The 10,490-nt window shown below is 69.8% G+C and carries 8 protein-coding genes; 2 read left to right on the forward strand and 6 right to left on the reverse strand.

Going from position 1 to position 10,490, the window contains the following annotated elements; translation table 11 throughout:
* Positions 1–353: 353 nt before the first annotated feature.
* The 4 genes from KY469_21335 to KY469_21350 all read right to left on the reverse strand — a co-directional run bounded on the left by KY469_21335 (position 354) and on the right by KY469_21350 (position 5,359).
* A complete protein-coding gene (locus KY469_21335) occupies positions 354–1,304 on the reverse strand; it encodes a CoA ester lyase (GenBank protein MBW3665646.1) in 951 nt (316 codons plus the stop codon).
* 14 nt (positions 1,305–1,318) lie between these two features.
* Positions 1,319–2,653 carry a 4Fe-4S dicluster domain-containing protein gene (locus tag KY469_21340; GenBank protein MBW3665647.1) on the reverse strand — a complete coding sequence of 445 codons (1,335 nt, stop codon included), beginning with the start codon at positions 2,651–2,653 and terminating at the stop codon, positions 1,319–1,321.
* Positions 2,654–2,717: 64 nt separating this feature from the next.
* Positions 2,718–3,911: an FAD-binding oxidoreductase gene (locus tag KY469_21345; GenBank protein ID MBW3665648.1), complete on the reverse strand. Its 1,194-nt coding sequence runs from the start codon at positions 3,909–3,911 to the stop codon at positions 2,718–2,720.
* A complete protein-coding gene (locus tag KY469_21350; GenBank protein ID MBW3665649.1) occupies positions 3,908–5,359 on the reverse strand; it encodes an FAD-binding protein in 1,452 nt (483 codons plus the stop codon). The genes KY469_21345 and KY469_21350 overlap by 4 nt, the downstream gene beginning before the upstream one ends.
* 154 nt (positions 5,360–5,513) lie before the next feature.
* Between KY469_21350 and KY469_21355 the strand changes: the two genes are divergently transcribed.
* Positions 5,514–7,007, forward strand: coding sequence for an Nramp family divalent metal transporter (locus KY469_21355; GenBank protein MBW3665650.1), 1,494 nt, complete (start codon positions 5,514–5,516; stop codon positions 7,005–7,007).
* 275 nt (positions 7,008–7,282) lie between these two features.
* On the opposite strand, the gene KY469_21360 is transcribed toward KY469_21355, so the two are convergent.
* Positions 7,283–7,729 (reverse strand): hypothetical protein, encoded by a 447-nt coding sequence (locus KY469_21360; GenBank protein MBW3665651.1) that lies wholly within the window; start codon positions 7,727–7,729, stop codon positions 7,283–7,285.
* Between the two features lie 243 nt (positions 7,730–7,972).
* Positions 7,973–9,361, reverse strand: coding sequence for an NAD-dependent malic enzyme (locus tag KY469_21365; protein MBW3665652.1), 1,389 nt, complete (start codon positions 9,359–9,361; stop codon positions 7,973–7,975).
* A gap of 335 nt (positions 9,362–9,696) precedes the next feature.
* On the opposite strand from KY469_21365, the gene KY469_21370 reads away from it, so the two are divergent.
* A complete protein-coding gene (locus KY469_21370) occupies positions 9,697–10,239 on the forward strand; it encodes a peroxiredoxin family protein (protein ID MBW3665653.1) in 543 nt (180 codons plus the stop codon).
* The last annotated feature ends 251 nt before the right edge of the window (positions 10,240–10,490 follow it).

Raw genomic sequence — 10,490 nt, forward strand, 5'->3', positions numbered from 1 at the left:
TGTCGATCACAGACGAGACACTCCACGTCACCCCTTCCACTCGTCACGGAGTGCAACCATCTCAGCAGTTAGCGCGCTCAAGCGACAGTCCGACAGTCAACACAGGGGAGAACCTCACCCGGCCAGTGGCGGAGAGAAGCGACCATGGGCTATGCGGGAGGCGGACGGTGAACCGGTCGGGTTCAGCACCGCGGACCGGATCGTGTTCGGTGACACGGTCTACATGCATCTGCATCTGCTGCGGGTCGAGGACCGGAACGAGGGCTATGGCACCGAAGGTTCGCCTGTTCGCCCACACGTACCTGGAACTGTTCTAGTTGAAGCGGCTGCACTGCGAGCCGCATGCGAGCGGCTCAGCCGATGCCGGCGGCCTCGCCGCGCGCGACCAGCTTCTCGGCCATCTTGCGCGAGGCCTCGTCGATCATCTTGCCTTTGAACGACGCGGCGCCGCGGCCGGCCTCGATCGCCTCCCGGTACGCGTCGAGCAGCTCGCTCGCGTGCTGGAACTGGTCCTTGGTGGGGGTGAACACCTCGTTCGCGATCTCGATCTGCGACGGGTGGATGCACCACTTGCCGTCCATGCCGAGCAGCTTCGCCCGGGTCGCCGACTCGCGGTAACCCTCGGCGTCCCCGTAGTCGCCGAACGGCCCGTCGACCGCGTCGGCGCCGATGGCGCGGGCGTTGTTGGTGATCTGAGCGATGATGTAGTGCCACTGGTGGCCTGGGTAGTCGGGCTCGACCATGCCGAGGTCGAGCTGCGGCACCCCCTGGTCGGCGGCGTAGTCGCCGGGCCCGAAGATGAGCGCCTCGGTCCGGTCGGTGACGCGCGCTATCTCGGTCATGTTCACCGACCCGGTCCCGGTCTCGATCTGTACCTCGAGGCCGAGCCGGTGCCCGGTCTCGAGGTCCTTCTCTAGCTGGTTCAGGAGGTTCTCGACGAACCACAGCTGCCCGGCGTCCTGAACCTTGGGAATCATCAGACAGTCGAGCTGATCGTGGGCGCCGCGCACCACCTCGATGATGTCGTCGTACATGTAGCGGGTGGTGGCGTCGTTCACCCGGACCACCACGACCTTGCCCGCATAGTCGTTGCTGTTGAGCGCCTCGACCACCTTGGCGCGGGCGCCCTTCTTCTCGTCGGGGGCGACCGCGTCCTCGAGGTCGAGGAAGATCTGGTCCGCCTCGCCCTCCGCGGCGCGGGCCATCATCTTGGGGTCGGAGCCGGGCACCGCGAGGCAGGAGCGTCGCAGGCGGGTGGGGCGCTCCGACGCCGACCCCACGCTGTGGAACGGGCTGGTGGGCATGTCTCGTCCTTCCGTCAGGTCGGTCGTCCGAGCCCGTCGCCCCGCAGTGAGGCGTCGAGCAGCTGGACGGTGTGCAGGACGCGCACGTCGCGGTCCGATGCGTGCAGGTGCCGCTGGAGCTGGAGCAGGCAGCCGGGGTTGCCGCTGCAGACCACGTCCGGCTCGGTCGCCAGGACGTGATCGGCTTTGCGGCGACCGAGGTCGGCGGCGGCCTGCGGGTGCAGGAGGTTGTAGATCCCGGCCGAGCCGCAGCAGATCTCGGGCTCCATGATCTCGCTGAGCTCGACGCCGGGGATGTCGGCGAGCAGGCGGCGGGGCTGGCGGCGAACCTGCTGGGCGTGCTGGAGGTGGCAGGCGTCCTGGTAGGCGACCCGTGCCCGCACGGGGTGCCGTTCGGCCCGCGGCCCCAGCTCGTCGAGGAGCTCCGAGACGTCGCGTACCCGCTCCTCGAACGCGAGCGCCCGACCCGCCCAGCCCGGCTCGTCGCGCAGGAGCGTCGCGTACTCCTTCAGACTCGACCCGCAGCCCGCCGCGTTGATGACGACCGCGTCGACCTCCGTGTCCTCGAACATCTCGATCATGGCCTTGGCCCGCGCGATCGCGGCCTCCTCGTTGCCCGAGTGGAGCTCGAGCGCACCGCAGCACGGCTGGTCGCCGGGGACGATCACGTCGCAGCCCTCGAGCGCGAGCACCCGCGCGGTGGCAGCGTTGACGTCCGCGAAGAACACCGACTGCACGCAGCCGGTGACGAGTCCGACCCGTGCCCGGGCGGGGCCGCCCCGGGCGGGGACGTGCTCGGGCAGGCGCCGGCCGAGGTCGGCCAGGTGCACGTCAGGCAGCAGCGACTCCAGGGTCCGCACCTGCTCGGGTAGGGCACCCAGGAGCCCGGTGCGGGCCGCGAGCCGATCGAGCCGCAGGGCGCGGTACAGCCAGCCCAGCAGCGCCGCCACCCACAGGCGACGCGGGTGCGGGAACAGCCAGAAGATCAAGCGGCGCAGCAGCCGCTCACCCCGGCCGCGGGGGTAGTTGCGCTCGAGCTGGGGGCGGGTGGCCTCGATCAGCCGGTCGTACTGCACCCCGGACGGGCACGCGGTGACGCACGCCATGCAGCCCAGGCACAGGTCCAAGTGACGCACGAACGTGTCGTCCATCTCGACCTCGCCCTCGAGGCCCATCTGCATCAGGTAGATGCGTCCACGTGGCGAGTCCATCTCCTCGCCCCACAGCGCGTAGGTGGGGCAGGTGGGCAGGCAGAAGCCGCAGTGGACGCAGTCCGCGATCAGATCTGCGGACGGCGGGCGGTGCGCGTCGAACACGCCGAAGTCGACCCGCTCGTCGACCTCGGTCACCACCCGTCCCGGATCTCCGATCCCGCCCTGGGCTCGCTGTTCAGCGCTGCTCACCGTCGCCCCCTCACGAGCCGAACACGAACCGGCCAGTTGCGCAGCGGCCGTCCGGATCGAAGCGGCGCTTGACCGCCCGCATGAGCGCCTGGGCCTCCGGTGGCGGTGCCCTCCCCTCGACCTCGACGCCCTCGCGTCGGCGCCGGACGGTCACGTGACCGCCCAGGCCGACCACCGCGTCGCGCCACGAGCGGGTCACCGAAGCGTGGTCCGCCGGTTCGCCGCCGGCGAGGCGGACCGTGTGCAGCCCGAGACCGGCGTGGCTGCGGACGCGGACATGCACGCCCGCCGGCTCGGTGACCCGGTGCAGCGCCTCGAGCGCGGTCCCGAGCTGACCGGGCAGGGTGCCCGCCCGCAGCACGGTTTCGCCCGGCTCACCGGTCAGCCCGCGGACCGACTCCCACTGGTCCCGCTCCTCGTCGCCGGCGGCCACCTCACTGTCAAGCCGGTGCTCGCCGGCCAGGTCCCGGACGGTGCGGGCTTGCGCCGAGACGGAGTCGTCGACCAGACCCTGGATCCGCACGCGCAGCTCGCCGGTCCTCGCCCCTCCGATCCAGTCCACCGCGGTGGGTACCACCGGCGATACGAGCAGCGCGAGGGTGAAGTCGGTCGCCTCGCTCGCGTCACACGGGACGCGCACGGTCCGGCTCGCCGTCGGCAGCGGGTGGAGGCGGACCACGAGCTCGGCGACCAGCCCGAGGGTCCCCAGGGAGCCGCAGAAGAGCTTGCCGAGGTCGTAGCCGGCGACATTCTTGATGACCTTCCCTCCGGAACGCGCGACCGCGCCGTCGGAGGTGACGACCGTCACACCGATCACGAGGTCGAGCATGGCCCCGTACCGGTGGCGGCTGGGGCCGTGGTCGTTGGCGGCGTAGACGCCGCCCACCGTGGCGCCCTCCTCGGCGAGGGGCGGGTCGATCGCCAGCCACTGGCCAGCGGCCGCCAGCTCCTCCTGGAGCCGAGCGAGGGGCATGCCCGCCTGGACGGAGGCGGTCGCGTCGGCCGGGTCGTGGGAGAGGAGGCGGGCCATCCCACCGGTCTCCACCACGAGCTCCGGGTCAGGGCCGGGGGGAGCCCACTCGGCCTTCGTGCCGCCGCCGCGGAAGGCGAGCGTGCGTCCGCGTCCGGCGTCGAGCACGGCTTCCCGCGCCTCGGCGAGGCCGGTGGGACGGACGGTGTCGGTGCCGAGGTCGGTGGTGGTCACAGCCGCGCCGCCAGCCCAGCTTCCTCGATGGCGTGCGGGCGGTAGGGGCCCGGACGCTCACCGCAGAGGCGCGGGGTCGGGAACACCTTGCCGGGGTTGCAGATCCCCTGCGGGTCGAACGCGTCCCGGACGCGCGTCTGCACCGCGAGATCCTCCTCGGAGAACATCTTCGGCATCGAGCAGGCCTTGTCGGTGCCCACGCCGTGCTCACCGGTGATGGAGCCGCCGACCTCGACGCACATCTCGACGATGCGGATGGCGACCTCCTCGGCGGCGTCCGCAGCTCCCTCGTCGGCGGAGTCGTACAGCACCAGCGGGTGCAGGTTCCCGTCACCGGCGTGGAAGACGTTGGCGACCCGGAAGCCGCTGTCGTCGGAGAGCTCGTCGATCCGAGCGAGGACCTCCGCGAGCTTGGTGCGCGGGATGACCCCGTCCTGCACGAAGTAGTCGGGCGAGAGGCGCCCCATGGCCGCGAACGCCGCCTTGCGCGCCTTCCAGATCAGCGCCCGCTCGTCCGCGTCCTGCGCCACCCGGATCGCGGTCGCACCCGCGTCGCGACACAGCTCTTCGACGCGGGCGAACTCGTGCTCGACCTCCGCCGCGGGTCCGTCGGCCTCGACGATCAGCACCGCGCCGGCGTCGAGGTTGAGCCCCGCATGGGCGTCCTCCTCACAGGCGTGGATGGCGAGGTTGTCCATCATCTCCATGCCGGCCGGGATGATCCCCGCGTCCGTGATGGCCGCGACCGCATCACCTGCCTGCGCGGGGCTGTCGAAGTCGGCCATGAGGGTGCGGACCGACTCGGGGACGCGGCTCAGCCGGACCACGATCTTGGTGGCGATCCCGAGCGTGCCCTCCGATCCGATGAACACCCCTCGCAGGTCGTAGCCGGGAGGATCGTGCACCGCGCCGCCCAGCCAGGTCACCGAGCCGTCCGGGAGCACCACCTCCATGCCGAGGACGTGGTTGGTGGTGAAGCCGTACTTGAGGCAGTGCACTCCGCCCGAGTTCTCGGCCACGTTGCCGCCGATCGAGCAGACGATCTGGCTGGACGGGTCGGGGGCGTAGTAGAGCCCGTGGCGGGCGACCGCCTGCGAGATCGCAGCGTTCGTGACCCCCGGCTGGACGGTCATGCGCTGGTTCGGCACGTCGATATCGACGATGTCGCGCATCCGGGCCAGGACGATCAGCACCCCGTCGGCGTGGGGCAAGGCTCCGCCCGACAGGCCGGTGCCGGAGCCCCGGGCGACGAAGGGGACGTCGAGGTCGGCGCAGGCGACGATCGCGGCCACCTGCTCCGTGGTGGTCGGAAGGACCACGAGGCCGGGCTGCACCCGGTAGCCGGTGAGGCCGTCGCACTCGTAGGTGCGGAGCTGGGCCGGCTCGCTGATGACGCCGTCGGCTCCCAGCAGATCCACCATCCGCTCGCGCAGCGGCTCTGGCAGCATGGTCTCCCCCGGACAGACCGGTGACGGCACCTCCGCACCGTGGACCCGACGGTACTCCCTCTCCACCGTCCACGGGAGCGGCCTCCGGCACCACGATGTACGAAAGTACGTGCCACGACCACCCCCTCCCGTGCGATTGTCCCCTCGGCCGGGAATGGTGGCTCACCCGGTGGGATCGGCTACGGAGGGCGTTGTGGCGGACGTCACCGAGGACGCGGGCGCGGCGAGGCGAGAGACGGCGACGGAGGTCCCGAGCAGGTACCTCCCGTCGGTGTCCTACCGGGATCTGCCGGAGGCGCTGCCGCTGAAACGCATCGTCGGTCCGAGCGTCGTGCTGCTCGCCGTCTCCATCGGATCCGGCGAGTTCGTCCTGTGGCCGTTCATCAGTTCACGGTTCGGGACCACGCTGCTGTGGATCGCGGCCCTGGGCATCCTCACCCAGTACTTCATCAACATGGAGATCGAGCGCTACACGCTCGCCACCGGCGAGACGGCGGTGACGGGGTTCACGCGGCTGTGGAAGCAGTGGTCGTGGCTGTTCATCATCATGACCATCGTCCCCTGGGTGTGGCCCGGCTGGGCGACCGGGGCATCCACGACCGCCGGCTTCGTGTTCGGCTGGGAGAGTGGCACCGTCAACATCGTCACGGTCCTGGGGCTGACCGCGATCGGGATCGCGCTCACCGCGTCCCCGATCGTCTACAACTTCGTCGAGAAGTTCCAGATGGTGATGGTGGGCGCCATCTTCGTGTTCCTGCTGTTCGCGGTGGTCATGGCCACCCAGGCCGAGGCGTGGACCAGCCTGTTCCAGCCCGCCCGGCCGGCGTTCGACGCAGACCTCACGCCGGCGGTGCTGCTCGGCGCGCTCGCGTTCGCGGGGGCCGGCGGGTCGGTGAACCTGGCGCAGAGCAACTGGATCCGTGACAAGGGCCTCGGGATGGGCGCCCACATCCCCAGGATCGAGTCGCCGCTGACCGGCGAACCGATGGCGATCGCGTCCGTCGGGCACACCTTCCGCTCCGACGAGGACAACCTGCGCCGCTGGCGTGAGTGGTGGCGGGTGGCCAACCAGGAGCAGTTCTGGTTCTTCTTCGTCCTGGGGCTGATCTCGATCATCGTGCTGTCGGTGTTGACGGCCTCGACCGTGTTCGGGCAGGAGCTCGAGGGCGGGTTCGCGTTCATCGAGGCGGAGGGGGAGGTGCTGGCCGAACGGATCGGCACGTGGTTCCGGACCTTCTTCTGGCTGGCGGGGGCGGTCGTGCTGTTCTCGACGAACCTCGGGGTCCTCGACCACGTCGGCCGGGTGGTGGCCGACATCGTGAAGATCAACTGGCTGCGCGACAGCGAGTTCTGGAGCGAGAGCAAGCTGTACTTCGCCATCGTGTGGGGCGAGATCATCCTGGGGGCGGTGATCCTGCTGACGGCCATCGACCAGCCGCTTCTCCTGCTCGTGATCGCGTCCTCCCTCAACGGCCTCGTCATGTTCGTCTACTCCATCCTCCTGATCCAGCTGAACCGGACCGCGGTCCCGGCGGCCGTCAAGATCACCGGTGTGCGGTTGGGTGCGATGGGGTGGTCGGTGCTGTTCTTCGGGTTCTTCTCCGCGATCCTGCTCCAGGATCAGTTCGGCAAGCTCGTCGGAGGTTGACCGTGCTGAAGCGGTTGTGGCTGAGGTTCCTGCTCGCGGCGACGATCTGGGTCGTGCTCGTCGTGCTCGCCCAACTCGTCGGCCTCATCTGAGCTACCAGTCGCACTCCGGGTAGGCGACGAGCCGGCGGTTGAGGTCCTCGACAGGCCGCGCGGGCAAGTTCGACGCGCGCGAGTCGCGGGCGGGAGGTCGCGGCGACCAAGCTGCCAGCGATCGGCCGGTTCGCGGCGTTCCACGTCGGGTTCAGACGACTCAACGAACGGGTCACCGAGCGCTTAGCGCTTCAGGACGAGCGCTACAAGTCGGTGCGGGTCGGTTACGGTCGCTCCCCTCGCCGGGCAGCGTCGCGCCGGCGTCGCGGACCGTGTCCACTCCAGCCCGCAGCCCTTCGGGCCACCGCGACGCAGCAGGCACGCGTAGAAGTCGTCGATGTCCACCGCGGTCTGCTTGGCCACCGGCAGATCCCCCAGATGTGGCACCAGGTGGCAGGTGGTCGCCCACCGAACCGTCGCCTGCGTCGACGGCTCCCACTCCGCCGACGCCGCCGAACATCGTTCCAGCAGCTCGGCCAACGTGCCCTCGTGTGTAGCAGCGTTGTCGACCTCCGCTACCAGGGCCTCCAACGCCTGAAGCACTACCCGGCGGCTGCCGTGCACGGTGCGGGTCGCGTACCGCTGCCGGCCCGTGTCGGGGTCGACGTCCCGGTAGACGCGAACTCCCACAGGCGTCACGTCCGCGCTGACGGATCGAACCTCGCTTGTTCGTCATGGCCGTGCTCCTCTCCCCCGACTGGAACCCATGGGCAAACCATGGTCAGAACAACCGGCGACCTCCACCTTGGCAAAGAAATCCCATGAAGACGACGTGCCGAAGCCGGATGTCGTGAGAGTGGGATATCCCCCTACTGCCGGCCGCCACGTAGGAGATGGGATGCCGGGATGGGGACTGCCCTGCCGTGGGTCCGGTCAGGTGTGGCTGTTCCAGACGGTGCGGACGGCGTCGGCGACGGCGGGGGCGACCTCGGCGTTGAAGACGCTGGGCACGATGTAGGTGGGGTGCAGCGCGTCGCCGACGACGTTGGCGATGGCGTGCGCGGCGGCGGCCTTCATCGGTTCGGTGATGGCGGCCGCGTAGGCATCCAGCGCACCGCGGAACACCCCGGGGAAGGCGAGCACGTTGTTGATCTGGTTGGGGTAGTCGCTGCGTCCGGTCGCGACGACCGCGGCGTGCTCGGCTGCTGCGTGGGGGTCGACCTCCGGGTCGGGGTTGGCCATGGCGAACACGATCGCGTCGTCGGCCATCGCGGACAGCTCGGACGGGTCGAACAGGTCGGGGCCAGACACGCCGATGAACACGTCGGCTCCGGACAGCGAATCGACCAGGCTGCCGGTCGCGCCCTCGCTGTTCGTGTTGTCGGCCATCCACCGTTTCGAGACGTTCAGACCCTCGCGGCCGGGGTGCAGGATCCCACTGCGGTCGCTGCAGATGATTTCGCCGACCCCTTCGGCCAGTAGCAGTTTGGCGACCGCGACCCCGGCGGCACCAGCACCGGCCATCGCCACCCGGATATCGTGCATGCGTTTGCTGACCACCCGCAGCGCGTTGAGCAGCGCCGCCAACGTCACGATCGCGGTGCCGTGCTGGTCATCGTGGAACACCGGGATGTCCAGCGACTCGCGCAGCCGCGCCTCGATGTCGAAGCAGTCCGGGGCGGCGATGTCCTCGAGGTTGATCCCGCCGAACACCGGCGCCATGGCTTGGACCGTGGCCACGATCTCGTCCGGATCGTTCGTAGCCAGGCACACCGGCCATGCATCGACCCCCGCGAACCGTTTGAACAGCACCGCCTTGCCCTCCATCACCGGCAGCGCACCGACCGGGCCGATGTCACCCAGTCCCAGGACCGCGGAACCGTCGGTCACGATCGCGACGGTGTTGCCCTTGATCGTCAGCGCCCGGGCGTCCTCCGGCCGCTGCGCCAAGGCCTGTGACACCCGCGCGACCCCGGGCGTGTACGCCATCGACAGATCGTCGCGGGTCTTCAACGGCACCCGCGGTGTCACCTCGATCTTCCCGCCCAGGTGCAACAGGAACGTGCGATCGCTCGTGCGGTGCACCCGCACACCCTCGGCGGCACCGACGGCCTCCTCGATGCGATCCGCGTGGTCCGAGTCGTTCGCGTTCACCGTGATATCGACCACGGGATTGCCGCCGTCAGGCTCCACGAAATCGACCGCCGTCACCGCCCCACCAGCCTCACCCACCGCGGTGGTCGCCCGGCCCAACGCCCGATGATCACCAGCCTGCAGATGCACCCGCATCGTGATCGAGTACGACGCACTCGGAACCACCATCCGACCACTCCTCGCCCACCGGGCACACCCAACCTAGCGCCGACCTTCCGGCTCGCCGCTTGGAACCGATGAAGCCTGGCCGTCGTGCAGGGGTGTCACATGATGGGGATTTCGAGCAGTGCCGGAGTCCAGTCGCGAGTCCTGTCCGACCTCCACGACCCGCTCGACGATCGAGACGTAGTCTGCGGAAGCAGATCGAGGAGGCCACGGTGACGGTGCCCGAGTTGACAGCTACCGACCAGGTCGGACGGCCGTGGCGACTGTCGAACCATCTCGACGCGGCGGCACTGATCGTCACGCTCCGCGGAGACTGGTGACCGTACTGCCACGGCCAGCTGGTCAGCCTGGCCCAGAGACACGGCGAGTTCCTCGACACGGGCGTGCGTCTGTACGCGGTGTCGGTCGATCCTCCGCGTCAGAACTCGGCGATGATCGAGAAGCTGCATCTCCCGTTCCCGTTCCTGAGCGACCCGGATCGCGACCGCATGATCGGCCCGTTGGGCGTCTCCGATGAACACGACCCGCGGCGGATCGCCCGGCCGGCGATGATCCTCGTGCGTCCCGGAGGCGAGGAGGCGTGGCGGTTCGTGTCGCGTGACTTCGCCGACCGCCTTCCCGAGGACGAGGTCCTCGAGCAGGCCCGCACACTCGAGCTCCCGGCGACATCGCAGGAACCGCCCACGACGGGCGATCCGGAGCCGGGCCCGAAGGCGATGCCACTGACGGACCTTCCCGTGTACTTCCGGGGCGCGAAGTTCGCGGCCAAGGCGATGGGCCTGCGGCACCCGGCGGCCAAGGACGACGCCGACCGGCTGTTCGACCAGATGGACGGTTACATGCGCGTGGTGCGCGAGTTCCGGGAGGCCACGGGCGCGTAGCGGGTCCCCCTGTAACCCGGCGCGAGACGGCGGCCGCCACACGGCGGCCGCCGTCGTGCGACAATCCGGCGAGCGTGCGCATGCGGGGCACGACGATCGGGAGACCCGCCACCAGTGTCACGGCTGCCAGAACCGGGCGAGACGTGGAACGACCGGTACGAGATCACCGCCGAGCTCGGGCGCGGTGGCTTCGGTCGTGTCTACCGGGCGCGGGATCTGCTGCTCGAGCGTGACGTCGCGATCAAGATGCT

This window comes from Actinomycetota bacterium (assembly GCA_019347575.1).
Lineage (GTDB): Bacteria > Actinomycetota > Nitriliruptoria > Nitriliruptorales > Nitriliruptoraceae > JAHWKY01.

Excerpts from the sequence above, each read along its gene's own strand:
- KY469_21335 (MBW3665646.1), bottom strand. The coding sequence starts at position 1,304 with ATGCCCACCAGCCCGTTCCACAGCGTGGGGTCGGCGTCGGAGCGCCCC.
- KY469_21350 (MBW3665649.1), bottom strand. The coding sequence starts at position 5,359 with ATGCTGCCAGAGCCGCTGCGCGAGCGGATGGTGGATCTGCTGGGAGCC.
- KY469_21355 (MBW3665650.1), top strand. The coding sequence starts at position 5,514 with ATGGTGGCTCACCCGGTGGGATCGGCTACGGAGGGCGTTGTGGCGGAC.
- KY469_21365 (MBW3665652.1), bottom strand. The coding sequence starts at position 9,361 with ATGGTGGTTCCGAGTGCGTCGTACTCGATCACGATGCGGGTGCATCTG.